We start from the raw sequence: 25,312 nt of genomic DNA, 5'->3' as shown, positions 1-25,312 counted from the left end.
CGGCACTCCCTTCTAGGCCCGCCGCGGCAGCCCGCAACCCTTCGCGTGCCGCTCAGGGTCCTCCTCTTCGTTCCGGTCCTTCGGATGCGGTCCGCCTCCCACGGCGGGCCTTTCCGGTCGCGACTCGCCGCCCACCTCGCTTCCGGGGAAAGGCGCGGCGATTGGCGAGCGGAGGATGAGACGATGCATGCAAACAGCAAGCGTACCGCCAGCGGAGAGGCTGGCGCAGGCAAGGGCGGGCGCCCCGGCGCCAGCCTTTATCAGGAGATCACCGACCGCATCATTGCCGAGCTGGAGCGCGGCACCGTGCCATGGGTCAAGCCATGGGGCAGCGCAAAGGCAGGCCTTGGCCTGCCGAGGAATGCGTCCACTGGGCGCACCTATTCCGGCATCAATATCCTCATCCTGTGGGGCGCGGTCATCGAGCGCAGCTATCCCAGCCAGAACTGGCTCACCTTCCGGCAGGCGCTCGTCCTTGGCGGCAATGTCAGGAAGGGCGAGCGCGGCACGACCATCGTGCATGCCGACCGCTTTGTCCCCAAGGGCGAGAAGGAGCGCGCACGCCACGAGGGCGATGAACCACAGGCCGTGCCTTTTTTGAAGCGCTTCACCGTCTTCAATGTCGCGCAGTGCGATAATCTTCCGGAACACCTCTATGCCGCCGCCGAGCCGCTGCCTCAGTGCGAGATCGTGCCGCAGGCCGAGACGCTCATTCGCGCCAGCGATGCGGATTTCAGGGTCGGCGGCGATCGCGCTTTCTACATGCCGGGCAGCGACCACATTCAGGTGCCGCCGCAGCCGGCGTTCCATCAGCAGATCGACTATTACCGGACCTGCTTTCACGAGCTTGGCCACTGGACCGGCCACCCGACGCGGCTTGCTCGCGACCTCTCCGGCTCGTTCGGCTCCAAGGCCTACGCGCGTGAAGAATTGGTCGCCGAAATCACTGCCGCCTTCGTCTGCAGCAATCTCGGTATCGAGCCGACCGTGCGTCATGCCGATTACATCGGCTCATGGCTGAAGGTGCTGCGCGAGGACAACCGCGCCATCTTCCGTGCCGCCAGTCTTGCCTCCAAGGCCGCCGATTTCCTGCTTGGCCTTCAGGCCGATGCCGAAGGCGAGGCGCAGGAAGGGATTGCGGCATGACGATGCGCGATCCTCAACTGACCGCGACCGAGCCGACGCCGCAAGGCGAGCAGATGCTCATTCCCGGTGTCCGGCGGATCACCACGCGCGATCGGCTCACCCTCCTGATGGACGCGCCGATGTGTCCGCGCGCGGCGCAAAAGCCGCTCGATATCGGCCTTTTCGATGAAGCCAGCAGAAATCAACTCGACCTGTTCTGACAAGGAGTCTTTCCATGATCCTGATCACCGATCCACTGCGCGCACGACTGCTCGCCAATGGCGCCGCCGACGCCGACATCGACCATTTTCCCGTTGTGAAACTGTTTAATCCCACAGGTGCCGCGACGTGGCTTCTGAGCGAACTCGACGCCGATGGCGACACGCTGTTCGGTCTTTGCGATCTCGGCTTCGGCTTCCCCGAACTCGGCAGCGTCAGTCTGGCCGAGCTTGCATCCGTAAAAGGTCCGCTTGGCCTCGGCATCGAGCGCGACCTGCATTTCCAGGCGCGCTTTACGCTCTCGGTCTATGCCGAAGCCGCCCGCATTTGCCGCCACATCACCGAGGCCGAGCGACTTCTGCGGCAGGCAGCAGACGCCCTTTCAAAGCCCCATTCCGAGCTTCCGCCCGACACGGCGGAATAGCAGCGCCGATAGGCGCAAAAACCGTCCCGCCGCGCCGGCCGTCGGCCTCTGCGGCGGGGACAACCTTAACCAAAGCGAAGGAGAGTAACCATGCAGCTTGCCCACATCCCCTTGGATCAGCTCAACATTTCCGCGCTCAACATGCGCCATGGAAAACGCGCGCCCGACATATCCGACATCCTGCCATCCGTGCGTGCGCGCGGCGTGCTGGTGCCTCTCCTTGTGCGGCCCAATGGCCAGCCGGAAACCTTCGAGATCGTCGCCGGCAGGCGGCGCTATTTCGCCGCCAAATCGCTTGCCGACGAGCGCGGCGAAGGCGATCCCTTGCCCTGCGCCATCATGGAGGACGGTGACGACGCCGATGCGCTGGAAGCCTCGCTGATCGAAAACCTCGCCCGCCTCGATCCTGACGAAGTATCGCAATGGGAGACGTTTTCGCGGCTCGTCAGGCAAGGCCGCACCGTTCCGGACATCGCTGCGACCTTCGGCATCACTGACCTGAAGGTCAAACGCATTCTGGCGCTTGGCTACCTCTTGCCCAAAATCCGCGAAGCCTATCGGCGCGAGGAGATCGACGCCGAGACGGTGCGCCATCTCACCATGGCGTCCAAGGCGCAGCAGAAGGACTGGCTGGCACTCTGTGCCGATCCCGATCAATACGCGCCGCGTGGCTTTCAATTGAAGCAATGGCTGTTCGGCGGCCAGTCGATTTCCACCAAGGTGGCGCTGTTTGCCATCGACGAATATCCCGGCCTGATCACCTCGGACCTGTTCGGCGAGGACAGCTATTTCGCCGATGCCGACCTGTTCTGGCAAAAGCAGAACGAAGCGATTGCCGCCAGACGCGACACCTATCTTAACGATGGCTGGAGCGAGGTGGTGCTGCTGGAGCCGGGCCAATATTTCCACGCATCGGACCACGAGAAGACCCCGAAGAAGAAGGGCGGCAAGGTCGTCATCACTGTCTCGCATCGCGGCGAGGTTGAGTGTCACGAGGGCTGGCTGTCACGCAAGGAAGCGCGCCGCGCCCGCGAGGGCGGCGAGCAAGAAGAAACAGCCGCCAAGCCGCCGCGCCCCGAACTCACCGGCCCGATGCAGAACTATGTCGATCTGCATCGCCATGCTGGCGTGCGCGCGGCCATGCTCGACCATCCCGCCGTGGCGCTGCGCCTCGTGGTGGCGCACGCCATCACCGGTTCCGGCCTGTGGCAGGTGCGCCGTGAACCGCAGCGAGGAGCCAACGAGACGGTGACTGCCAGCCTTGCCGGCTGCAAGGCTGAAGCCGCATTCGGCAAAAAGCGGCGCGAAGTGTTGGCCCTGCTCGGATCACCGGATGAGGATGGCGTGGTCGCCGGCGGCAATGGCGACGCCTTTGCTATCGCCGGCGTCTTCGCGCGCCTCTTGGCGCTGTGCGACGACGATGTCATGCGCGTTCTCACCCTTGTCATGGCCGAGAAGCTTGCAGCCGGCAGCGCCGTCATCGAGGCGCTCGGCAACCATCTGAACGTCGATATGGGCACATGGTGGCAACCGGACGATGCCTTCTTCGACCTCTTGCGCGATAAGGAAAATCGCCAATTCGATGCTGGCCGAGGTCGGCGGCAAGCTGGTCGCGGACGGCAATGTCGCCGAGAAGGTCAAGACGCAAAAGAAGATCATCCGCGACTTCCTGGCGGGCGAGAATGGCCGCCAGAAGGTCGAGACCTGGCTGCCGCGCTGGATGAAATTCCCCGCCGAAAGCTACACCAGCCGCGGCGGTTTCCGCACCGCCGATCAGTGGGCACAAGTGCAGCCGCTGTTCGCGCGCGAATAGTCGATCAGGGCCCGAGCGGCGGTTCTCTCGAGTGCCGCCGCTCAGGTCGCGCGCGCCGCCCCGGGCCGCGCCGGCTGCCGATTGGTCGTCTTGTCGAGCCAGTGCCGCGCGCGAGAAATCCCGACGCCAACTCGCCCCCATTTGGGCAGCCCTGCACCGCGCCGGGTTGCTTGCCGAGGCGCCCAGGCGCATGGGGCCAATTGTCCGATCGGGTTGCCGACAGAGCCCGCGCAGCCGGCGCCCTGTTATGCCGCCTGCTCGTTGTGCCGCCGATCGCGCCACCTGTCTCCATGTGTCTCAGGGACCATTCCCCTGCGGCTGGCTTGACGACCTATGGGCGGATCCGGCCCGCCCGAAACCCTCGCCAGCAGCTTTTTTCCCCGCCGCCTGCGGCGGCTTCCTCGCGCCGCTTCGCTTCAAAAAAGCTGTCCGCTCGGGTCCTCCGCTATCGCTGCGGCCGTCCCGGTTCCGGCGGTCCGGACGCGCCCATCACGGTCCGCCATCGCAGGGGAATGGTCCCCGGCGAGCACCAAAAGGAGACTAAAAATGACCGCGATCGGATACGTCACCAAACAGGAAAACGGCGGCTACAAGGGCCAGCTCAAGACGCTCAGCGTCCGCGCCGACATCGACATCGTGCCCAATCAGGCAAAGAGCGCCGACACCCATCCCGACTTTCGGGTGCTGACGCAAGGGGTCGAAGTAGGGGCCGGCTGGATCCGCACCGGCGAGACCTCCGGCAAGGACTATGTGAGCCTGTCGATTGCCGCCCCGGAGTTCGGTCCGCGCAAGCTCTACGCCAATCTCGGCCGCGCCGCCGGCCAGGATGACGACGACACATACGCCATCATCTGGAACCCGGTCGACTGAACCGCCAGCCTCGAGCCCCGCGCCGCAACCGGCGCGGGGCTCTTTCGGGAGGGGGCGGCGAAAACTCGCCCCCCACTCTTCGCCCGTCCCCGAAACGATCTTGCTCGCCGATCCTCGCCTTCGCTTATCCGTAGCGAAACGAGGACCATCATGGACGACGAAAACGAACGCGCGGCCCGCGCGAAGAAGGGCAGTCCGTTTCTCAACACCGCGCAGGCCGCCTTCTATATCGGGCTGTCCCAGCGCACGCTGGAGAAGATGCGGCTCAAAGGCGGTGGCCCGCAATTCCGCAAGCACGGCCGCTATGTTCGGTATCACATCGACGAGCTCGACGACTGGTCGAAGGGGCGCGCGCAGGAGACCAGGCCCGAGGATGGCGGGCACGATTCCGGCTCGGCCGGTGAGGGAGGCCGCTCATGAGCCGGCGTCCCACTATCCGTCTGATCGGCAGCCATCTGCAACGCATTCGGGCGCGCAAGACGATCGCCGTGGCCAGTATAGGCCTCAGCCTGATCGGCTTCGCCGCTTTCGACAACCCATCGCCCTGGCTGGTCTGGAACGCCTCGGCCAGTGCGCCGGTCGGCCTTTATCGCGTCGCGTCCGGATCGCCGGCTCGTGGCGATCTCGTGCTCGTCCGCCCGCCAAAACCGGTCGCCGATCTCGCCGCCGAACGCTTCTATCTGCCCAGCAACGTGCCGCTGGTCAAGCGCCTTGCCGCGCTGCCTGGCGAGCATGTCTGCGCCTTCGGCGACGCCATCATCATCGGCGGCGAAATTGTCGCGCGCCGGCTGGCAACCGACACGCAGCACCGTCCGCTGCCTTGGTGGAATGCCTGCCGCAAGCTCGCCGCCGCCGAGGTTTTCCTGCTCGGCAACGATAGAAACCGCTCCTTCGACAGCCGCTATTTCGGGCCGGTGCCGGCCGAAAATATTGTCGGGAGGCTGGTGCCGCTATGGACCGAGTAACCCTCCTGATGCTGGGCATGGTCGCGATAGCGCCATGCGCATGTTCCGCCGCGACCGACGCTCAGCCGGCCGCCATCTCCCGTGGTCCGCAGCTGGCAAGATGGCAGCCCTTGGTAGCCGAAGCAAGCCGGCGTTTCAGCATTCCACAGCCCTGGATTTATGCCGTCATGGATGCCGAAAGCCGGGGGCAGACAATGCTGGACGGACGGCCGATCGCCTCACACGCCGGCGCCATTGGCCTCATGCAGGTGATGCCCGGCACCTACGAGGAGATGCGCGCAGAGCTTGGCCTGGGGGCCGATCCGCACGACCCTCGCGACAACATTCTGGCAGGCACTGCCTATCTGCGCGCCATGTATGACCGCTTCGGCTTTCCCGGCCTGTTTGCCGCCTATAACGCTGGGCCGGACCGCTACGAACAGCATTTGCAGCGTGGGCGACCGCTGCCCAGCGAGACGGTTTCGTATCTGGAAGAGCTCAAGGCTGCGGGGATTTCGGCCGCCGACATGGACGCGTTCACCGGCAAATCCCGTTCCGGAAAAGCGCCGGAAATCCCGTCCGGGCAGTCGCTGTTTTTCCTGCGAAACGGTGTTTCCGCGACCGATCCGAATGGCCAAATTGTGGTGCCGCTCGGATCGGAGCGAGCAAGGTCAGGCCGGCCGGATCGCAGGTGAGGGCAGGGGTACCGTGGGTCGGGCGGGGCAGGGATGCAGGTCCGCGGAAGGCAAGATAAAGGCATCGCCTCCTGGAGGCGGCGAAGTCTTTGTCTGCACATCGTTTTTCACGGAGGCTGCCTTCAGCGTCAGGAGAGCTGCTGCCGACAAACCTCTGATTTTGCTCAAGATTACTAGGAGGCTCAATGCAGGATGAAGAGTTCAAGCCGAGCCTGGGCAAAATCGGATCGCGCGGCTCGAAGGCAGGCAAGCGTTTCGCCGGCCAGATCCGCGCCGCGATCAACCGAGCCGGCGGCGGCAGCGGTCGCCGTGGCCGCTTCATCGGAAGCCGGGCGGGGCGCGGCGGGGCTGCTGCCGCCGTTCTCAGAGCGCGCGATCGCCACGCGGCGTTTCGGCAGCGGCGCGCCGTCGTCAAGGCGCGTATCGTCAAGCTGGCCGGCAAGGGTGTTGACGGGGCACGTGCACACCTTCGCTACCTCCAGCGCGACGGCGTCACCCGCGAAGGCGAGCATGGCGAGCTCTATAGCGCCGACAGCGACCGCGTCGATGGAAAGGCCTTCATCGATCGTGCCGATGGCGACCGGCATCAGTTCCGCTTCATCGTCGCCCCTGAAGACGGCATCGAGTATGATGACCTGAAGCCGCTCACGCGGCGCCTCATGGCGCAGATGGAAGAAGACCTCGGCACCAGGCTCGACTGGGTTGCCGTCGATCATTTCAACACTGGTCATCCGCATACCCATATTATCGTCCGCGGCAAGGACGACCACGGCGAAATTCTTGTCATCGCGCGAGACTACATCTCGTCTGGAATCCGAGAACGGGCGGCCGAGCTGGTCAGCCTCGACCTTGGCCCGAGAACGGACCGCGAGATCGAGCAACGCCTGCGCCAGGAAATGGAGCGGGAACGCTTCACCAGCATCGATCGGCAGCTGCTCCGCATGCGCGACCATGAGGGGCATGTCTCACCGGCCAGCCGAGACACGTTTCGCCAGACGCTGCACCAGGGCCGCCTGCGCAAGCTCGAGCGGATGGGTCTGGCTGAGGAAGTCGGCTCGGGCCGCTGGCGCCTTGATGGCGAGCTTGAAGCGACGCTGCGCCGCATCGGCGAGCGGGGCGACATCATCAAGACCATGCACCGCGAACTGACCGGCAAGGGGCTCGCCCGCAGTGCCGCCGACTATGTTGTCCATGATCGATCTGCAGAGCAGATGCAGCCTGTCGTTGGCCGCATCGTTGCGCGCGGCCTGGCCGACGAAATCACTGACCGCCATTACCTCGTCGTCGACGGCGTGGACGGCAAAAGCCACTATGTTGATATCGGCAAAGGCGAGGCCACCCAACCGACGCCAGAGGGCTGCATAGTGCGGGTCACGCCGAGGGACACCGGGCCAAGGCAAGTCGACCGCACAATTGCCGAGATCGCCACGGCCAATGACGCGCGCTACAGCATCGATATCCATCTCAAGCATGACCCGTCGGCCACCGAACGCTTTGCCGAAACGCACGTGCGGCGACTGGAGGCGATCCGCCGGGCGACCGGTCGTGTCGAGCGCGAGCCGGACGGCACCTGGATCGTCGCACCGGATCATCTCGACCGTGTGTCTGACTACGAGCGTAAGCGAGCGAGGGCCGAGCCTGTCACGGTTCACAAGCTCTCATCGATGCCGCTGGAGAGACAAGTCAGGTTCGACGGCGCCACCTGGCTCGATCGAGAGCTGGTTTCCGACACACCGGAGGCCTTGCACAGCTCTGGTTTCGGCCGCGATGTCCGAGAGGCGCAAGGCCGCCGACGGCAGTGGCTGATTGCGCAAGGTCTTGCTCGGGAAGAGCAGGACCGGATCGTCTATCGCGCCAACATGCTTTCGATGCTGCGTCAACGTGAGCTGAACCGTGTTGCCGGTCAACTGTCTGACGAACTCGGACTCTCGTATTCCGAAGCGCAGCCTGGTGATCGAATAGAGGGTCGATTGCGCCGCTCGATCGACCTTGCCAGCGGCAAGTACGTCATAGTCGAGAAGGCGCGCGAGTTCACGCTGGTACCATGGAGGCCAGTGCTTGATCGGTCTATTGGCAAGGAGGTGTCTGGTGTCATGGGTGGGGAGGGGATTTCATGGACCATCGGCCGGCAGAGAAGCGGACCAAGCATTTCGTGACATGACTACACAACTTCTTTTGCCCGCCTTGAAACAGGTACTCAGTCCGGACGGAGTTCGCCTGCTAATTGCCCGCGGCATTGATCTCGCGAGGGATAAATGGCTGGTCGTGCAAGACTTATCGTTCGCTCTAAAAAAAGCGCCGCGATGATTCATCGTGTTCCATGATTCTGAGCCAAAACCCTCCTGCGCCACCACGGCACTCTTCCCGGTGCCACGGAAGCCGCGCCGACGACGGCGGTGCCGGCCTGGTTGCGCAGGGCTGCCGCCGACCCAAACAGTTGCGGCGCATTGAGGACATTGCAATCACTGCAGGTGCGGCCATCGGCGCGCTCGATGCGATGGTCCGCCAGCTAGAGAGGTGGGCTGGCGCCTGGTGACAGCGCCTAGGGCTTTCGGCGGCCGCGGTACGGCGAGCAGGCTCGCGGCGTCGAGGATGAAGCCGCACTTCGCGATGTTCTTCTGCTCACACGACCGGGAGACGAGTCGGCCCCACGGGCCGGATGCTTGTTGGCCGCTCACAGCGCTGAAGGCGCGGGTTGGGCGGGTGCTTCCTCGTCGTGAGTTGCGGGAAACGGGCGCAGATTTCCTTGACGGCCTTCTTTCCGGCATTGAGCGCAAGACAGGCTGGCTGATGGCTGAGCAATCCGGAGCGGAGCGGCCCTATCGGATGCAGTCGCTGAGGATGGCGTCCTGATCGTCGACGAGACGGGATTTGTGAAGAAGGGCGATCGTTCCGCCGGTGTCGCGCGTCAGTACTCGGGAACGGCGGGGCGGATCGAGAACAGCCAGGTCGGCGTGTTCTTGGCTTACGCGAGCCGCTACGGCCAAGCGCTGGTCGATCGTCGCCTTTATCTGCCGGAGAGCTGGACAAGGGATCGGGCGCGATGTGCCAGAGCGTCGATCCCGGAGATGGTCGAGTTTGCGACCAAGCCAAAGATGGCGCGCGCCATGGTCGAGGCGGCGCTCGATGCCGGCGTCCCGTGCGCTTACGTTCTGGGCGACGCTGTCTACGGGGCGGACAGCAGCCTTCGCCGGATGCTGGAAGCTCGCGAGCAGCCCTATGTCTTGGCGGTTCGAGGCGCTCACTTCATGCGCCGGGGAGGGGATCGTCTGTTTGAGGAAACCTCGCCCGAGGAACTGGCCAGCGAGTTCGAGCCCGACGACTGGGCCTGTCATGCGGCAGGTGAAGGCGCCAAAGGCCCTCGGCTCTACGACTGGGCACGCATCCGCCGCCCTTGGACGTCAAAAGGCGGCTTCGAGCATTGGCTTCTCGTCCGCCGCAAGCGATCGACATCCGGAGAAAAAGCCTACTACCTGGTCTTCGCCCCGCCCGGTTCCTCCTTGGCCGAATTGGCGGCAGTGGCCGGCCTGCGCTGGGCGATCGAGGAGTGCTTTGAGCGCGCCAAGGATGATCTCGGACTTGATCATTGCGAGGCTCGGTCCTGGCACGGATGGCATCGCCACATGAGCCTGTGCATGGCCGCCCTGGCATTCCTCTCGAAGCTATCGGCTGATCTTCGCCGCAGCGCATGGAGCAAACCGAACGAAACGAGTCCAAAGGAGCCAATCGCCGCCTGATCCGGATGGCTGCGCTCGTCCCGAGCGTCCCCGAGATCCGCTATCTCCTCGCCGCCTCATCTTCCCACCGACACAAAAGCCCTTCATCATCGCCTGGTCGCTATGGCGACGACGACATCAGGCTGCGGCCACCATCTGTCACTACAAACGGCATCGGCATCCGCAACTGTAGTACTAAGGTCCGGACTCATAACCGTTGGTCGACTGGGGGCTCTGGTTGCCGTTAATCGCGGGGCGCTGAGCGGGGCTCGATAGAATCAACCGAACCTGCGATACTCAAGGCAATCTGTTGGAGTGATGATGCGCATCGTAACCCGTCTCACTGATCGGCTTGAACTGCAGCATCCGATCATCAGCGCGCCGATGGCATTCGCATCGGGCGGGGAACTCGCAGGTGCGGTCAGTTCAGCCGGAGGGCTTGGGCTTATCGGCGGCGGCTATGGCGACGCTGATTGGCTGACGCGAGAGTTCGAGCGATCTGGCAACCGACCTGTCGGCTGCGGCTTCATAACATGGTCACTCGCCAGGAACCCGCGCCTACTCGATAAGGCCCTGGAGCGGCGACCAAGTGCGATTTTCCTATCCTTTGGCGACCCGGCGCCTTTTTCGCTGGCGATACGGGCCGCCGGGGTCCCCTTGATCTGCCAGGTCCAGAGCCTCGACGACGCGCGCCGCGCTCTTGATGTCGGAGCCGACATCGTCGTCGCCCAAGGCGCGGAAGCCGGCGGTCACGGTGAGAAGCGAGCGACATTCACATTTGTTCCGGAGGTCGCGAACTTGGTACGGCGACGGGCGCCGGACACGCTCATCTGCGCGGCCGGTGGCATCGCCGATGGTCGTGGGCTTGCAGCGGCGCTGATGCTTGGCGCTGATGGCGTCGTGATGGGATCACGTTTCTGGGCCTCGTTGGAGGCTCTCGTTCATCCAAATCTGCACCAGGCTGCCCTTGCGGCGACCGGAGACGACACGGTTCGAACCTCGGTGATGGACCTAGCGCGCCGCCTGGATTGGCCATCGCGGTTTTCACTGCGCGTTCGGAAGAATGCTTTTACGGAAGCCTGGCACGGCAATGAGGCCCATCTCCTCGCCGACATTGACGCGCAGTCCGCTGCCTACCGCGAAGCGTGGGCAAGCGGCGATCCCACGATAGCCGCGATCATGATTGGTGAGGCCGCCGGCCTCATCCACGACATCGAGCCGGCGAGTGACATACTCCTTCGCACCGTTTCTGAAGCGATCACCCTGCTTCAGGGCGCAAGTTCGCTTCTGTTTGTCGAGGACAACTGTCACAGCCAGTAACCGACCGTAGCGGCGAGGCAGACGGCAGCGAGGAAGTTAGTGGCCGATCGATCGTAGCTGGTGGCAATGCGGCGGAAATCCTTGAGCCGTCCAAACATGCGCTCATGGCGTTGCGATCACGGTAGAGGAAGGGGAGAAGCAGTTCTTCCAGCGCCGGTTGGCTTTCGACGGAATGTTCGGCATCGCCCCTTTAGCCTCGACCTTGTGGCGAATGGCATTGGTGTCATAGCCCTTGTCGGCGTGCAGGATCGGGCTCTCGGGCATCTGCTCCAGAAGCAAATCTCCGGCGCTGCAATCGGCGACCTGGCCACCGGTCAAGAGGAAAGCGATCGGGCGGCACAGGCCATCGGTCAGGGCGTGGATCTTCGTGGTTCGCCCACCGCGCGACCGGCCAATCGCCTGATTTTGCTCCCCCCTTTGCCGGCAGAAGCGCAGCGATGCGCCTTCACGGCCGAAGAGTCGATCAGGACCTCAGCCGGAGGACCGCCAGCGCTTGCCGCGCGTGTCGGTTGGCAGCAGCGCCTGCAGCCGCGAAAACTGCTCCTCGGTCAGCCAGAAATAATCGCGATTCATCGGTGGCCTCCCTTTGGAGACCGTGAATCATAAAACCACCGTCAGTGGAACCCTTTATGGGTCCGGACCCTAGCAGGTTGTGACCATTGCTGTGGCAATGCAGCAGTCCTGGATAATAAGTCCAAGATGCCCCGGGTGCGCTTCCACCGCACCACCGGGACCTTCGCTGCAGCTAAATGCAGAAAATCCACGCGCGCGCTGAAGCCCGAAAAGGCGGCGGCGCTGGCGGGTTGAAACTCCAGTCGGGCTACGCCCTCCCTGCGTTCCAACCCGCCAGCATTCTCATCTTGATTGAGGCAACGCTCGCAGCTTCATTGTCGCGCCGCAGGTGGCGGATTCCTCCGTCTGCCCGCTTCACTCCGTGCCCGGCGAGACCCCTCCGCCCCCCTTGCTCCCCGCTGCTCGCCGCGATGCACGGGGACAGGCGACCTGAACCCGTCCCCAAGCCGATCTGATGGCAGAGGCGGTGGGGCTGGACATGGGCCCGTGGTGGACATACGTGCCACACAAATCCTCATGCTCGCCTAACCGGCCGCAAGGTATGGCAATCCGGGCTGACCCGACGAGAGAAGGAGTAGGTCTCGGCCATTCCCGTGTCCGAGCCCAGAAAAGTTACTGGTTTCCTTACGGGCGCGATACAAAGGGCACAGGCTGGACTTGGCTGCCGGGGGCGGGGCTTGTCGACCGCTCGATCGAAAGTGAGAGACGAGGAGGAGAATCACCGACCCGCAGAGCGGCAAGGCGCTCGCCTACCTCCCTGTCAGTCACCGTTAGCCGATGGTTTAGACGAAGATAGTCCGTCCATGTCGGCGTGCGGAATGTCTCGGTCCAAAGAGTCGAGTTCTGAAGATCGCGCTGGAGGGTCCAGTCCCGCGCACCGGCACGGCTCTGAACGCGCCGCCTTTCGCGCATGCAGCTCAGAAATTCCTCGATATTCTCCTCGGGGATCGAGTACTCCACCTTGATCACGATCGGGCCGCTCCTGGGCTTCAAATCGAGGGCCAGTTCTGGTGGCCTGAAGTCGAAGCCCCCTTGATCCGATTCCTCCCATAGCCGTACCGGCAATAGCTTTCCCACAGCTGCAACCAGCAACAGCGCCGCTGCAGCACCTTCCAAAGCCCACGTCAGGGAATAGTACTGCGCGACAGCACCCCAGATCCAGCTGCCCGCTGCCATGCCGCCGTAGGTCAGGGCGTAATAGATCGACAGGGTGCGACCAACGACCCACCTTGGGCTTGCCAACTGCACACACACGTCGGTTCCGGTCCAGGTGACAACCCAGCCGGCGCCAGCGATTGCAAGCGCGATCGCTGCTACAGCCACCGATGATGTGAGAGCCAGTAAAAGGCAACACGTTGCGCAAGCAACGGACGCGAGCGTGATCAATCGATTTTGGGACGTGATGCGTCTCAAGTAGCTATTGCCAATGCCCGCGATGAAGGCGCCTGTGCCGAAGCCGGCCAACAGGACGCCGTAAACAATTGGCCCCCCCGCCAGTTGGTCGCGAACCAGGAGGGGGAGCAGAGCAAGGATCGAGATGCTTGACAGCCCGAACAGGGTTGCACGCACGATCGCCACTCTGATCTCCGAGGAGATTGCCGTGAAGCGCATGCCATCATGAATGGCCGTCGTCATCCGCTCGCGCGGAAGAGGCGAAGAACGAACTTGCCACTTGGAGCGCAGGACAGCGCTCAATGGGACCAGGTCGGTCAGCGCAGCGAAGGCGAAAGCCGTAAGGGGGCCCAGCAAAGCCAAAATTACACCGCCCAGCGCCGGTCCTATGCTCCGAACCACGTTGTACCCCACCGACATCAGCGTCACTGCAGCGGGTATGTCGCGCTTTTCCAGGATGTCGCCGACCGAGGCGTGCCAGGCTGGATCATTCAAGGCAAAGCCGCATCCCGCCAAGAAACTCAGTCCCAAGATCAGCCATGGACTGACAAAGCCCAGTCCAACAGAGAGAGCCAGCGCCGTGGATGCCAATGCGATCAGGCAATGTCCGGCAAGCATCACGCCGCGGCGGCTGAAGCTGTCTGCAATCGCTCCAGCAAGGATCGACAAGAAGAAGGCGGGCAGTGTCGATGCAGCCTGCACGAGCGCAACCATCAGATCGGAGGCTGAAATCGTTGCCATAAGCCAGCTTATAGCCACGCTCTGCACCAGCCAGCCAAGGCTGGATATCTGCGTGGCTGTCCAGATCGAACGAAAGACCGGATTCTGAAGAGGGATCAGTGTGTTTGCCGCAAAGGGCGGGGAATCTTGACGCCGCATGACTTCTCACCTCCACCACGTAGTTCTTTCGCTCACTCACTTGCTGACAGCGGTGCGCTTACGCACAGCTGCGTCACAACCAAGTTCCGATATCGCGCTCGCAACAAAGTAAACAAAGTAGATGTCGCATCCACGGTGCTGATGCGCGATGAGTGTGCCAGTTGGGCGTCAGCTGGTCTGGGTCGCGCAGCCCGATGGGGTGCGGTCTGCCCTGCGACTCTTGGTCTTGGACGGTGCTACCGCCCCGATGGCCGGGTTGTCAAACTGCCACGGTGCTAGCAGCGCCCATCCCATCCTGACAGGCATGAGCATATGACGCAGCGCATCGCTGGTATCGGAGGCGGGTGCAAGATCAAGGGTGGCATCGTCCTGACAAGTACGAGCTGGTGGACGCCTTTGCCCGACCTATCACATCGGCGATTTATGGGGCCGCCGTTCAACTCGTTGGTCTATGCACAAAAAACATAATACGCTTGAAAAGACGTTTCGGGCCGGTGCCGGGGCCGAGGAGGGGGCTGAAGCCTTCACTATCGTCATCCCGCCGCCGAATGTCACCGGCTCGCTGCATATGGGCCACGCGCTCAACAACACGCTGCAGGACATTCTGGTGCGCTTCGAGCGCATGCGCGGCAAGAACGTTCTTTGGCAACCAGGCATGGACCATGCCGGCATCGCCACGCAGATGGTGGTCGAGCGCCAGCTGATGCAAAATCAGATCCACCGCCGCGACCTGACGCGCGATGAGTTCATCGACAAGGTGTGGGAATGGAAGGCAGAATCCGGCGGCGCCATCCTCAACCAGCTGAAGCGGCTCGGGGCCTCGGCCGACTGGAGCCGGGAGCGCTTCACCATGGAGGAGGGCCTGTCCAAGGCCGTGCTCGAAGTGTTCGTGACGCTCTACAAGGAAGGGCTGATCTACAAGGACAAGCGCCTTGTGAACTTGGACCCGAAGCTGTTGACCGCCATCTCGGATCTCGAGGTCGAGCAGCAGGAAGTCAACGGCAACCTCTGGCACTTCCGCTATCCGGTCGAAGGCATGACCTTCGATCCGGAAAATCCGAAGACCTTCATCACCGTTGCGACGACCCGGCCGGAGACGATGCTGGGCGATACGGCTGTCGCAGTCCACCCCGACGACGAGCGTTTCCGGCATCTCGTCGGCAAGAACCTCATCCTGCCGATCGTCGGCCGCAGGATCCCGGTGGTGGCGGACGAGTATTCCGATCCCGAAAAAGGCAGCGGTGCGGTCAAGATCACGCCGGCGCATGACTTCAATGATTTCGAGGCCGGCAAGCGCCACCGGCTGCCGCCGGTCAATATCCTCACCGTCAATGCGGCGGTGAGCCTCAAGGACAATGAGGACTTTCTCGCCGGGCTGGAGGTGACGCCGGAGCGCTAGGCGGTCTGGGGCGAGCTCGACGGTCTCGACCGTTTAGTCGCGCACAAGAAGATCGCCGAGCTGATGCAGACCGGCGGTTTCCTCGAAAAGGTCGAGCCGCATCGCCAGGCCTGAAGCGGCGGTTGCGGCGATCCTGAACAAGGTGCGGTCTCTCCGCGCCAACGCATCCGACACCGAGATTTTCGATCGAAATCTAAGCATCGTCGAAGATGCTTTGCCTGATCTAGGCGCCCAACCGTAGCAGGCCGCATTGCTGCGCCAGCCGCCACGTAAAGCGCTGCCAGAGTTCTTGCACCCGCGTCATTCGGCTGCCGCTTTGAAGGTTCCGCCTAGGGCCTGCATCAGATCATCGATAATGTCCTGAGGATGCTCAAGTCCCACTGACATTCGCAGTAATCCGCCTGGCGCCTTGGACTTGGCACCCTCGACGGATGCGCGATGCTCAATCAGAGAGTGCGTCCCGCCAAGGCTTGTCGCCCTGGCAATAACCTCGAGGCGGCCGGCCACGGCCATCGCAGCATCGGCTCCGCCTTTGACGATAAAGGATAGCATCGCTCCGTAATGGCTCATTTGCCGCTTAGCGAGATCGTGTCCCGGATCAGTTTGCAGGCCAGGAAAAAGTACTTTTTCGACACGCGGATGAGACGCCAAAGCCTCAGCAACCTTCTGGGCGCCTTCGCAATGCGCGCGCATGCGTACCGACAATGTCTGCAGGCCCCGCAATGCCAGCCAACAGTCGAATGGCGCTGCGACGCTGCCCTTGTGTCTCTGGACCATCCGCAGTGGGCGACCGAGGGGTGACGAGTGCGGGACAATGACGACGCCCGCCATCAAGTCCGAGTGGCCGCCGATGTACTTTGTCGCCGAGTGCACGACCGCGTCCGCCCCAACTTCGAGGGGCCGTTGAAGCACTGGAGTTGCCCACGTGTTGTCCACTACGGCCAAGGCGCCAGCCTCGTGCGCGATTTTGCAGATGGCCGAAATGTCGACAACGCGGATCATCGGGTTTGACGGCGTCTCGACCCAGACGAGGCCAGTCCGCTTCGACGTGACCGCGGCGCGCACGGCATCCAGATCGCGCATGTCGACGGCCGCAAAGTCGAAGCGAGACCCAATGTCGGTCTCGTCAATCAGCGAACGAATGCCGAAATACATGTCATCCGGCAGAACGATCCGACCCGTCGACGGATGGCTCTCAAAGACTGCAGCGATTGCAGCCATGCCCGACGCGAAGGCAATGCCATCTTCTCCGCCCTCGAGCGCGGCCATGGCCATTTCGAACGCGTTGCGTGTCGGATTTCCATCCCGGGTGTATTCGAATCCGGAAGGAAACGAGCCGTCGACGCTACGTTGGAACGTCGTGCTGGTGTGCAGCGGCAGGGACACCGCTCCCGTGGAAGCGTCGACAGCTCGGCCGCAATGGATCGCCTTCGTTTCAAAACGCATCGGTCATTTCCTCGCTAACGGGGCAGTTGCACGATTTCAGGCCGGTCATTATATTGACCGTATAAGTGAGTCGAGGCACTAAGTCAATATAATGACCGATGTTACGACAGCGTTGGACCCCGAGCGGGTGCTTGGCCAAGCGATAGCGGTTCGGATCCGACAATTGAGGCGCGACCAAAACCTGACCCTGGATCGACTGGCAAAACTGAGCGGCTTATCCAAGGGAACCGTCGTCACGCTGGAGCAAGGCAAGGCGAACCCCAGCATCGGCATACTTTGCCGACTGGCGGCGGCGTTTTCGCTTTCGGTGGCCGATTTGTTGAATGACCATCCTTCCACAGTTCGCCTTCCTATTGAGCGGACAGAGACGAGGACGCTTTGGACAAGCGCTAAAGGAAGCTTTGCACAACTTCATTCATCGATCTCGGGACGAACGATGTTCGAACTGTGGAGCTGGGCCATTATGCCGGGCGACGTGTTTTCCTCAGATGCTCATAGTCCGGATACGCGCGAGCTGATCTCGGTGACTCAGGGGTCCCTAAGTGTCGTGGTGGGTACCCACGCAGTAATTTTGAGCCAAGGCGAGAGTGTGCGGCTTGTCACTGACCAACCGCACTCCTACGCGGCGGCATCTGATCTGCCTGCCCACTTCTCGATGGCAGTTCTTGAGCGTGGTGGACAGCGAGATCCGGGGCCCTCTTCGCCGGCAACAAAGATGCCCGGGCCCGTTCCGCAAGACACCGCCGCTCGCTAACGACCGCCCATTCGCGACAGGAGATCCACCGTTGTACGTTCCGCCCCATTTTGCCGTCCCCGATCAGAACACCCTGTTTGACCTAATCGAGAGACATCCGCTCGGTATCCTGGTCACCCACAGCAAAGGCACACTCGACGCGAACCACATTCCCTTCGAGCTTGACCGCTCGAAGGGAGACAAAGGCCTCCTCAATTGCCATGTTGCACGCAAAAATCGAGTCTGGGAGGAAGTTGCCAATGGCGATGAAGTCCTCGTTATCTTCCGTGCGGCCGACGCTTACATCTCGCCGAACTGGTATCCAAGCAAGCATGAATTCCATAAGCAGGTGCCCACATGGAACTATCTCGTCGTCCACGCCCACGGACGCATCACTGTCCGGGATGATGAGCGCTATGTGCGCCGTAACGTGGCGAAGCTCACTCACATGCATGAAGCCTCGCAGCCTGCCCCGTGGAAGATGGGCGACGCGCCGAAGGACTTCATTGACACGATGGTTAAGGGGATCGTCGCCCTGGAAATCGAGATCACCGGCCTGGTTGGTAAATCAAAACTCAGCCAGAACAAAGAGGTGCGCGACATTCAGAACGCTGGTGAAATGCTGAATGCCCGAGGCGTCAATGGGATGGGAGAAGCGATGCTCGCGGCTGCGGCGGCCAAATCCCGATAGCATCTATCTTGTCCCGACAAGCCGCTGGTGCTGGATTTCCAAGGGGTGACCTTGAGAGACAAATGCTTCGGCCAGCACCTGACCACCCGCTATGCGGCAGATGGACAAGAACTCAGGCCGCCATCGCCAGCCACATCCGCAATGCCGCCGGATCGATGGAAGCTGCTTACCCCGCCAGCCTTTCCGGTCATGTCGCCTGGGTCGTCAATACCTCGAACAGCAGCCTGGCGCTTAAACCGAGTTGCGTGTTCGGTATGGCGGCGCAGCGGTTTCGAGATCGGAGCCGACTGGCAGCGAACGCCACCCCCACGGTGGCGATGCCTCGCAGCCAGGTTGGATGACCAAGCAGCCGGAATGTTCGGCAGGCTTGCACCCGCTTCAGATGCGAGACGGGTCAAGACGATCATCCTGCAAACGTCACGCGGCGGTGGGCCGGTTTCGAAAAGGGCCGGCCCCGGCCGTTCATACAAGTGGAGTTGGGGGCGGGGCCGGATCAAGCCTATCGGGTCGAACCCGCCGGGACCGCGCGTACATCATCCCGGCAACGCCAGGCGCTCGTCCGGGGCCATGCGGGCTTCGGCTTGGCGCGCCGAATGTCTGGACCGGCATCGCGGAGCATGGCGCACCAGTCTCCCACATTGTACGTAGTCGCCATGCTGCCCCTGGCCAGATCGCAAATGACGCACGGCTTGTTCGCGATGGCGAGCTGAAGCACGTTGACGGCCGTGCCGGGCGATGCGCCGTCCCAGACTATCATCCCAAAGTCCGCGCGTCGCGCCATCTCCCGGTCTTTGGCGGCTGGATCCAGTATCCTCTAGCGCCTTCACGAGACGGGACCTGGTAGGCAGCCCAGTCGCCCAGATTATTGCTAGCTTCCTCGCTCTGACCGCCGTCTCCCTCTGGCCCTGCGTGAGGGATCGTCATCCGGCTGCAGGCCGGCGCGCCCGGACGCTGCCGCTACGGGAGGCGCTACGCGCGTGGAGCTAGCGGCCTTTGTCGGCCAGCCAGAGGCCCACGTCCTGGATCGAGCGCATGAGCACCGACGGATTGTCCCGCGCGGGAATGAAGCCCCAGCTCTGCCAGTAGCGCTCGGCCTCGGCGTCGATCGCCCGCACCACCACTGCGCGGCCGCCGACGATGTCGGCGCCGGCGACGCAGCGATGCAGCGCGTCCTTGACCAGGCCGCTGCCGATGCCTTGTCCGGCATAGCGATGGTCGACGGCGAGTTGTCCAATCAACAGGCAGGGGATCGGATCGGGCGGGCGTCCGGTGCGGATGGCGCGCGGTGCGCTGTTTGGCTGGATCACGCCCGGCGCGAGGCCGTAATAGCCGACGACTGTTCCCTCATCGTGAACGACCAGGACCCGGGTAAAGCCGCGGACCTGGTTCGTTCGCGCGAAGCCGGCCAGCCAAGCGTTCAGCGCCGGCTTGCCGCAATCGAAGCTGTCGAGGCGGTGCGCGTCGTCGAGGAGTTCGATGCCTGAAAGCGCCACCTAGCGGTCCCAGGGCGGGGACCGACGCAGCCGCTCGGCCGCCTTCGGCGGGGGCGCAGCGGCGGGGGCTGAGATCGCCTGCATGAAGGCGTCATAAGCTTCCGGGGACACGCGGATGACGGTTTCGTTGAGGATGGCCGTCTGCGCCTCGTGCAGCGCGGCGCGCCGCATGAACTCCGTGCGCGACAGGCCGAGCAGCTCCGCGCCGCGGTCGATGATGGTGAGATCATCGTCGCGAAACCGCATCGAGACGGGTGTTTCCTTCCTGGTGGCTGTGGTGGCCATGGCGCGCTCCTGTGCTGCGGACGTATATACGGTAGTGTAACGCGGAACGCAATACTTCGTTCCCTGGTGACGTCTCGTGGACGGATGGCCTCAGGACTCCTCGCGGCATCGGTTCTTCTCGGCTTCTCGCCTGCAATCGCCATTGCCGCAACCCAGAGCAAGGTGGCTTTGGTCAGCTCCGGCGGATCAATTACGGCTTAGGACGCGCATGTGTTCTTATCGGCCGGATGAGCGGCTCCAGAAGCGAAGTCGCTGCCATGACTGTCGCCGGACGAGCCCCGGCTATGCCGAACCCTGATGAACATCTGACGCGATGGCGACTTTCGGGCCGTCACGCCACAAAGGAGGAACGGCTATGAAGGCTGGGCGGCCGGCACTTTCATTCTCAGGCGCCGCTCTATGCCACCTGCCGGCCAAGCGCAGTTGGCACAAATCTTGAACCTCTCTTTGCGCGGCGGCAGGAGCTGCAATCGCACGTTCGGCCTCACGCAATGAAAGACCGGTCACGACCGCGGCACGTGCAGCCTCAGACAAACCAGTCTGCATTTTATTCAACGGCTTAGCTGCGAGTGCGGCGGCGCGCGGCCGAACATCACCGTGTCGCGGATGCGACAAACCCGACAACAGCGGTTTCAACGCAAGCGGCGACGAGTAGATGGTGCAAATCCCGCGATTCCCAGTCTGCTGTAGCCGCGCAGGCCAAGCGCGATCTGCTCGGCCGTCCTGACAAGCCGCGCGTGGCTCTGGGCGAGGTCGGTCGAGGCCCGCCGAAATCCCGTCGGCACCCGCCGCCAGGCCTCTTCGCTCGTCTCGCCGCATCGCGGAAACTTTGTTCGAAATCTGCCAGCCCGGTTTCCACTCCTTTGCCGGCGACCGGAACAAGTCAACGCCTCGAAGAGCATCTGAGTTTTGAATTTATTCGGCTTTTTAACTCTGGCATCGGACTTGCTCCGCCTTCGCATGTCCGCGGCACCAGGAGACGCCGCCGCCTGTGGAGGAAGGCCTGATGCAACAAACATTCTACGAGGTCATGCGCCGACAGGGGATCACCCGCCGAAGTTTCCTGAAATTCTGCAGCCTGACGGCGGCTTCCCTCGGCCTTGGACCGGCCTTTGCGCCGAAAATAGCTTACGCGATGGAGTCCAAGCCGCGCATTCCGGTGCTGTGGCTGCACGGGCTTGAATGCACTTGCTGCTCCGAAAGCTTCATCCGCTCGGCGCACCCGCTCGCCAAGGACGTCGTGCTGTCGATGCTTTCACTCGATTATGACGACACGCTCATGGCGGCCGCCGGCCATCAGGCCGAGGCGATCGTCGACGAGGTCGTCGAACAGTACAAGGGCAACTACATCCTCGCGGTCGAAGGCAATGCGCCGCTCAACGAGGACGGCATGTTCTGCATCATCGGCGGCAAGCCCTTCGTCGACCAGCTCAACCATGCCGCCTCCAACGCCAAGGCGATCATCTCCTGGGGCTCCTGCGCCTCCTGGGGCTGCGTGCAGGCCGCGCGGCCGAACCCGACGCGGGCCACGCCCGTCCATAAGGTTCCGGGCCTGCCGGACAAGCCGATCATCAAGGTTCCCGGCTGCCCGCCGATCCCAGAAGTGATGACGGCCGTCATCACCTACATCCTGACCTTTGAAAAATTCCCAGAGCTCGACCGGCAGGGCCGGCCGAAGATGTTCTACAGCCAGCGCATCCACGACAAATGCTATCGGCGCCCGCATTTCGACGCCGGCCAGTTCGTCGAGTCCTTCGATGACGAGGGCGCGCGCAAGGGCTATTGCCTCTACAAGGTCGGCTGCAAGGGACCGACCACTTACAACGCCTGCTCGACGGTGGGCTGGAACGGCGGCCTCTCCTTCCCGATCCAGGCCGGCCATCCCTGCATCGGCTGCTCCGAGGACGGCTTCTGGGACAAGGGCGATTTCTACAGCCGCCTGACCCGCGTCCACGGCTTCGGCATCGAGGCCGATGCCGACAGGATCGGCACGACGGCCGCGACCCTCATCGGCGCCGCCGCGGCCGCGCATGCGGCGGCGAGCGTGGTCAAGCGGATGCGCGAAAAGGGAGGGAACAAGTGATGGTCATCCAGACGCCGAACGGCTTCAATCTCGACACCTCCGGCCAGCGCGTGGTCGTCGATCCGGTCACGCGGATCGAAGGCCATATGCGCTGCGAGGTGAACATCGACGAGAACAACATCATCCGCAACGCGGTCTCGACCGGCACCATGTGGCGCGGGCTCGAGGTCATCCTCAAAGGCCGCGACCCGCGCGACGCCTGGGCCTTCACCCAGCGCATCTGCGGCGTGTGCACCGGCACGCACGCGCTCACCTCGGTGCGTGCGGTCGAGGACGCACTGGGCATCATAATCCCGGAGAACGCCAATTCGATCCGCAACATCATGCAGCTCTCGTTGCAGGTGCACGATCATCTGGTCCACTTCTACCACCTGCACGCGCTCGACTGGGTCAATCCGGTTAACGCATTGAGAGCCGACCCGAAGGCGACGTCGGAGCTGCAGCAGGCGGTTTCGCCGAGCCACCCGATGTCCTCGCCGGGCTATTTCCGTGACATCCAGAACCGGCTGAAGAAGTTCGTCGAGAGCGGCCAGCTCGGGCCGTTCAAGAACGGCTACTGGACCAACCCGGCCTATCTGCTGCCGCCGGAGGCCAATCTGATGGCGGTGACGCACTATCTGGAAGCGCTTGACTTCCAGAAGGAGATCATGACGACGCGCACGATCTTCGGCGGCAAGGACATCCATCCCAACTGGCTGGTGGGGGGCGTGCCTTGTGCGATCAACATCGACGGTGAGATGGCGGCCGGCGCGCCGATCAACATGGAGCGGCTGAACTACGTCCGCAGCGTCATCGAGCGCGCCATCGCCTTCGTCGACAACGTCTACATCCCCGACATCATCGCGATCGGCAGTCTCTACAAGGGCTGGCTCTATGGCGGCGGGCTGTCGGGCAAGAGCGTTCTTGCCTATGGCGACATCCCCGACAAAGCCAACGACTATTCGGCAGCCAACCTGATGATGCCCCAGGGCGCGATCATCGATGGCAACCTCAAAGAGGTGCTGCCCGTTGACGTGCGCGATCCCGAGCAGATCCAGGAGTTTGTGCCCCACTCTTGGTACAAATACCCGGACGAGGCGAAGGGCCTGCATCCATGGGATGGTATCACGGAGCCGAACTATCAGCTCGGGCCGAATGCCAAGGGCACGCGCACCGACATCCGCGAAATCGACGAGAGCGCGAAATATTCCTGGATCAAGGCGCCGCGCTGGCGCGGCCATGCGATGGAGGTAGGGCCGCTCGCCCGCTATGTCGTCGGCTACGTCCAGGGCCACGAGGAGATCAAGGAGCAGGTCGACTCGACGCTGCGGGCACTCGGCGTACCGCTGACGGGGCTGTTCTCGACGCTCGGCCGCACCGCTGCGCGCGCGCTGGAAGCACAGTGGGCGGCCCGCAAGCAGGTCTACTTCATGGACAAGCTGATCGCCACCATCAAGGCTGGAGACAGCTCGACGGCCAATACCCAGAAATGGGATCCGAAGTCCTGGCCCGCCGAAGTCAAGGGGGTCGGCTTCACCGAAGCGCCGCGCGGGGCGTTGGGCCACTGGATACGCATCAAGAACGGCCGGATCGAAAACTACCAATGCGTCGTGCCGACCACCTGGAACGGCTCGCCACGCGACCATGCCGGCAATATCGGCGCCTTCGAAGCGTCGCTGATGGAGACCAAGGTGGAGCGGCCGGAGGAGCCGGTCGAGATCCTGCGGACGATCCACAGCTTCGATCCGTGCCTTGCCTGTTCGACCCATGTCATGGGTCCGGACGGACAGGAACTTGCCAATGTCAAAGTGCGCTAGGGGAGGAATCGAAATGAGACACGCTATCCTGAAACTTGGCGCCGCAGCTTCGCTCGCGGTCCTTGCCAGCCCGGCGCTCGCCCATGTCGGCGCAGGGCATGCCGACGGGTTCGCCGCCGGCATCGCCCATCCGCTGATGGGACTCGACCACCTTCTCGCCATGGCGGCGGTCGGGGTCTGGTCGGCGGTGGCCATGCCGTCGCGGGTCCTGGTGGCCCAGCAACCTTCGTGGCGATGATGATGACGGGTGCGGCGTTGGCCTTTGCCGGCATCCGCCTGCCAGCGGTCGAAGGCATGATCGCGCTATCCGTGCTTGCTCTCGGCATCATGATCGTCGCCGGTGCCGGCCTTCCCGGCATGCTCGGCATCGGCCTTGCCGGGTTCTTCGCCCTCTTCCATGGCCATGCCCATGCGAGCGAGACGACCGGCGCGGCACTTGCCTATATTGCCGGCTTCACGCTCTCGACCGCGGCGCTGCATCTGGCCGGCACCGGCATCGGCCTCAGGCTCGCGTCGTCGCCTTGGGCGCGCGCCGGGCTCGGCATGGTCATTGCCGGCTCGGGCGCTACGCTCGTGTTCGGCGGCTAGGGGGCGGCCATGAGCGCGAGCCAAACTCCGCATGGCGAAGAAGGGGTCTATGTCTACGAGGCGCCGCTGCGCCTCTGGCACTGGGTCAATGCCTTCGCCATCCTCATGCTTGCCGGCACCGGCTACCTGATCGGCTCGCCGCCGCCGGCGGTTGGCGGCGAGGCGAGTTCCAGTTTCCTCTTCGGCTGGATACGCTACCTGCATTTCGTTGCGGGCTATGTCCTGATCGTCGGCTTCGCATTCCGCATCTACTGGGTCTTCGCCGGCAACGAGCATTCCCGGCAGATATTCCTCCCGCCTGTCTGGAACGGACGGTTCTGGAAGGAGCTCTGGCACGAGGTGCTCTGGTACGCCATGCTGGTGAGCGAGCCGATGAAGTGTTCCGGGCACAACCCGCTCGCGACGCTCGCCATGCACTTCCTGTTCGTCTGGTTCACCATCTTCATGATCGTGACCGGACTGGCGCTCTACGGCGAGGGGGCCGGCATGGGGTCCTGGCAGTACGACCTGTTCTCGAGCTGGGTCATCCCACTTCTCGGTCAGAGTCAGGACGTGCATACCTGGCACCATCTCGGCATGTGGGTGATCATCTGCTTCGTGATCATCCATATCTATGCCGCGGTGCGCGAGGACATCATGTCGAAGCAGTCGATCATCTCCTCGATGTTCTCCGGCTGGCGGACCTTTCGCGGCAACGGCGCGCCTCGTGATTCCCACTAGGACTTTCGCGACCTCACCTGCCGGGGGGGGGGGGGGGGGGGGGGGGGGGGGGCGGGGGGGGGGTGGGGGGGGGGGGGGGGGGAGGCCAACGCAAGACAGGGGGGAGGG

At 63.3% G+C, this 25,312-nt stretch carries 24 protein-coding genes and 4 pseudogenes; 20 read left to right on the top strand and 8 right to left on the bottom strand.

Annotated features, from left to right (window positions below):
• The first annotated feature begins 183 nt into the window (after positions 1-183).
• From NKI17_RS32385 to NKI17_RS32370, 4 genes and pseudogenes are all read left to right on the top strand, one after another.
• Entirely contained in the window at positions 184-1,146 is a 963-nt protein-coding gene (locus NKI17_RS32385; RefSeq protein ID WP_352624424.1) for an ArdC family protein, read from the top strand.
• Entirely contained in the window at positions 1,143-1,346 is a 204-nt protein-coding gene (locus tag NKI17_RS32380; protein ID WP_352624426.1) for a hypothetical protein, read from the top strand. Before NKI17_RS32385 ends, NKI17_RS32380 begins: the two co-directional genes overlap by 4 nt.
• Positions 1,347-1,360: 14 nt before the next feature.
• Complete coding sequence (locus NKI17_RS32375) at positions 1,361-1,768, top strand: DUF2958 domain-containing protein (protein WP_352624428.1); 408 nt, start codon at positions 1,361-1,363, stop codon at positions 1,766-1,768.
• A 90-nt stretch (positions 1,769-1,858) separates the two neighbouring features.
• Positions 1,859-2,329: pseudogene (locus NKI17_RS32370) on the top strand (ParB/RepB/Spo0J family partition protein); the annotation flags it as partial.
• A 444-nt stretch (positions 2,330-2,773) separates the two neighbouring features.
• On the opposite strand, the gene NKI17_RS32365 reads toward NKI17_RS32370, so the two are convergent.
• Both NKI17_RS32365 and NKI17_RS32360 read right to left on the bottom strand, forming a co-directional pair.
• Positions 2,774-2,953 carry a hypothetical protein gene (locus NKI17_RS32365; protein WP_352642236.1) on the bottom strand — a complete coding sequence of 60 codons (180 nt, stop codon included), beginning with the start codon at positions 2,951-2,953 and terminating at the stop codon, positions 2,774-2,776.
• Between the two features lie 141 nt (positions 2,954-3,094).
• Positions 3,095-3,346: a hypothetical protein gene (locus NKI17_RS32360; protein ID WP_352642238.1), complete on the bottom strand. Its 252-nt coding sequence runs from the start codon at positions 3,344-3,346 to the stop codon at positions 3,095-3,097.
• 4 nt (positions 3,347-3,350) lie between these two features.
• Here NKI17_RS32360 and NKI17_RS32355 point away from each other — a divergent pair, with 4 nt between their 5' ends.
• The 8 genes and pseudogenes from NKI17_RS32355 to NKI17_RS32315 all read left to right on the top strand — a co-directional run bounded on the left by NKI17_RS32355 (position 3,351) and on the right by NKI17_RS32315 (position 11,126).
• Positions 3,351-3,581 carry a hypothetical protein gene (locus tag NKI17_RS32355; RefSeq protein WP_352750050.1) on the top strand — a complete coding sequence of 77 codons (231 nt, stop codon included), beginning with the start codon at positions 3,351-3,353 and terminating at the stop codon, positions 3,579-3,581.
• Between the two features lie 546 nt (positions 3,582-4,127).
• A complete protein-coding gene (locus NKI17_RS32350) occupies positions 4,128-4,451 on the top strand; it encodes a DUF736 domain-containing protein (protein WP_023672372.1) in 324 nt (107 codons plus the stop codon).
• A 150-nt stretch (positions 4,452-4,601) separates the two neighbouring features.
• Complete coding sequence (locus NKI17_RS32345; protein WP_023800971.1) at positions 4,602-4,871, top strand: helix-turn-helix transcriptional regulator; 270 nt, start codon at positions 4,602-4,604, stop codon at positions 4,869-4,871.
• Positions 4,868-5,416, top strand: a complete 549-nt coding sequence (lepB, locus tag NKI17_RS32340; protein WP_352624432.1) for a signal peptidase I — start codon at positions 4,868-4,870, stop codon at positions 5,414-5,416. The genes NKI17_RS32345 and lepB overlap by 4 nt, the downstream gene beginning before the upstream one ends.
• Positions 5,404-6,090, top strand: a complete 687-nt coding sequence (locus NKI17_RS32335) for a lytic transglycosylase domain-containing protein (protein WP_352624434.1) — start codon at positions 5,404-5,406, stop codon at positions 6,088-6,090. The genes lepB and NKI17_RS32335 overlap by 13 nt, the downstream gene beginning before the upstream one ends.
• A 185-nt stretch (positions 6,091-6,275) precedes the next feature.
• Positions 6,276-8,246: a relaxase/mobilization nuclease RlxS gene (rlxS, locus tag NKI17_RS32330; protein ID WP_352784711.1), complete on the top strand. Its 1,971-nt coding sequence runs from the start codon at positions 6,276-6,278 to the stop codon at positions 8,244-8,246.
• 454 nt (positions 8,247-8,700) lie between these two features.
• A pseudogene (locus NKI17_RS32320) lies at positions 8,701-9,827 on the top strand (IS701 family transposase).
• A 300-nt stretch (positions 9,828-10,127) separates the two neighbouring features.
• On the top strand, positions 10,128-11,126 hold the full coding sequence (locus tag NKI17_RS32315) for an NAD(P)H-dependent flavin oxidoreductase (RefSeq protein WP_352625525.1): 999 nt from the start codon (positions 10,128-10,130) through the stop codon (positions 11,124-11,126).
• Here the strand turns inward: NKI17_RS32315 and NKI17_RS32310 are convergent.
• Positions 11,114-11,623, bottom strand: a pseudogene (locus NKI17_RS32310) (IS5 family transposase); the annotation flags it as partial. The gene NKI17_RS32315 and the pseudogene NKI17_RS32310 overlap by 13 nt on opposite strands.
• Before the next feature lie 700 nt (positions 11,624-12,323).
• Positions 12,324-13,970, bottom strand: a complete 1,647-nt coding sequence (locus NKI17_RS32305) for an MFS transporter (protein ID WP_352907422.1) — start codon at positions 13,968-13,970, stop codon at positions 12,324-12,326.
• Positions 13,971-14,421: 451 nt separating this feature from the next.
• Between NKI17_RS32305 and NKI17_RS32300 the strand changes: the two are divergent.
• A pseudogene (locus NKI17_RS32300) lies at positions 14,422-15,480 on the top strand (class I tRNA ligase family protein); the annotation flags it as partial.
• On the opposite strand, the gene NKI17_RS32295 reads toward NKI17_RS32300, so the two are convergent.
• Positions 15,403-15,570: a hypothetical protein gene (locus NKI17_RS32295; protein WP_198023621.1), complete on the bottom strand. Its 168-nt coding sequence runs from the start codon at positions 15,568-15,570 to the stop codon at positions 15,403-15,405. The pseudogene NKI17_RS32300 and the gene NKI17_RS32295 sit on opposite strands and share 78 nt — an antisense overlap.
• A gap of 99 nt (positions 15,571-15,669) precedes the next feature.
• Positions 15,670-16,815: a trans-sulfuration enzyme family protein gene (locus tag NKI17_RS32290; RefSeq protein WP_352625523.1), complete on the bottom strand. Its 1,146-nt coding sequence runs from the start codon at positions 16,813-16,815 to the stop codon at positions 15,670-15,672.
• Positions 16,816-16,906: 91 nt separating this feature from the next.
• Between NKI17_RS32290 and NKI17_RS32285 the strand changes: the two genes are divergently transcribed.
• Together NKI17_RS32285 and NKI17_RS32280 are read left to right on the top strand one after the other, a co-directional pair.
• Positions 16,907-17,569, top strand: coding sequence for a helix-turn-helix domain-containing protein (locus NKI17_RS32285; RefSeq protein ID WP_352625521.1), 663 nt, complete (start codon positions 16,907-16,909; stop codon positions 17,567-17,569).
• A 31-nt stretch (positions 17,570-17,600) separates the two neighbouring features.
• On the top strand, positions 17,601-18,239 hold the full coding sequence (locus NKI17_RS32280; RefSeq protein ID WP_352625519.1) for an FMN-binding negative transcriptional regulator: 639 nt from the start codon (positions 17,601-17,603) through the stop codon (positions 18,237-18,239).
• A 983-nt stretch (positions 18,240-19,222) separates the two neighbouring features.
• On the opposite strand, the gene NKI17_RS32275 is transcribed toward NKI17_RS32280, so the two are convergent.
• Both NKI17_RS32275 and NKI17_RS32270 read right to left on the bottom strand, forming a co-directional pair.
• A complete protein-coding gene (locus NKI17_RS32275) occupies positions 19,223-19,732 on the bottom strand; it encodes a GNAT family N-acetyltransferase (RefSeq protein ID WP_352625517.1) in 510 nt (169 codons plus the stop codon).
• The gene (locus NKI17_RS32270; RefSeq protein WP_023679116.1) at positions 19,733-20,017 is read right to left on the bottom strand and encodes a type II toxin-antitoxin system TacA family antitoxin; all 285 of its coding nucleotides are present in this window, start codon (positions 20,015-20,017) and stop codon (positions 19,733-19,735) included. It lies immediately after the preceding gene.
• Between the two features lie 1,006 nt (positions 20,018-21,023).
• Between NKI17_RS32270 and NKI17_RS32265 the strand changes: the two genes are divergently transcribed.
• From NKI17_RS32265 to cybH, 5 genes are read left to right on the top strand one after another with little or no spacing between them, the layout of a single operon-like run.
• The gene (locus tag NKI17_RS32265; protein WP_023679115.1) at positions 21,024-22,100 is read left to right on the top strand and encodes a hydrogenase small subunit; all 1,077 of its coding nucleotides are present in this window, start codon (positions 21,024-21,026) and stop codon (positions 22,098-22,100) included.
• On the top strand, positions 22,100-23,896 hold the full coding sequence (locus tag NKI17_RS32260; RefSeq protein WP_023679114.1) for a nickel-dependent hydrogenase large subunit: 1,797 nt from the start codon (positions 22,100-22,102) through the stop codon (positions 23,894-23,896). Before NKI17_RS32265 ends, NKI17_RS32260 begins: the two co-directional genes overlap by 1 nt.
• A gap of 13 nt (positions 23,897-23,909) precedes the next feature.
• Positions 23,910-24,134, top strand: coding sequence for a HupE/UreJ family protein (locus NKI17_RS32255; RefSeq protein WP_051406206.1), 225 nt, complete (start codon positions 23,910-23,912; stop codon positions 24,132-24,134).
• The gene (locus NKI17_RS32250; protein WP_280952126.1) at positions 24,131-24,484 is read left to right on the top strand and encodes a HupE/UreJ family protein; all 354 of its coding nucleotides are present in this window, start codon (positions 24,131-24,133) and stop codon (positions 24,482-24,484) included. Before NKI17_RS32255 ends, NKI17_RS32250 begins: the two co-directional genes overlap by 4 nt.
• A 9-nt stretch (positions 24,485-24,493) precedes the next feature.
• Positions 24,494-25,204: a Ni/Fe-hydrogenase, b-type cytochrome subunit gene (gene cybH / locus NKI17_RS32245; protein ID WP_023679113.1), complete on the top strand. Its 711-nt coding sequence runs from the start codon at positions 24,494-24,496 to the stop codon at positions 25,202-25,204.
• Positions 25,205-25,312 lie beyond the last annotated feature (108 nt).

This window comes from Mesorhizobium sp. M0816, assembly GCF_040320005.1.
In the GTDB taxonomy this organism is placed as follows: Bacteria; Pseudomonadota; Alphaproteobacteria; order Rhizobiales; family Rhizobiaceae; genus Mesorhizobium.
The sequence above is the reverse complement of the archived record's forward strand: the minus strand, read 5'-3'. Positions and strand labels throughout refer to the sequence as shown.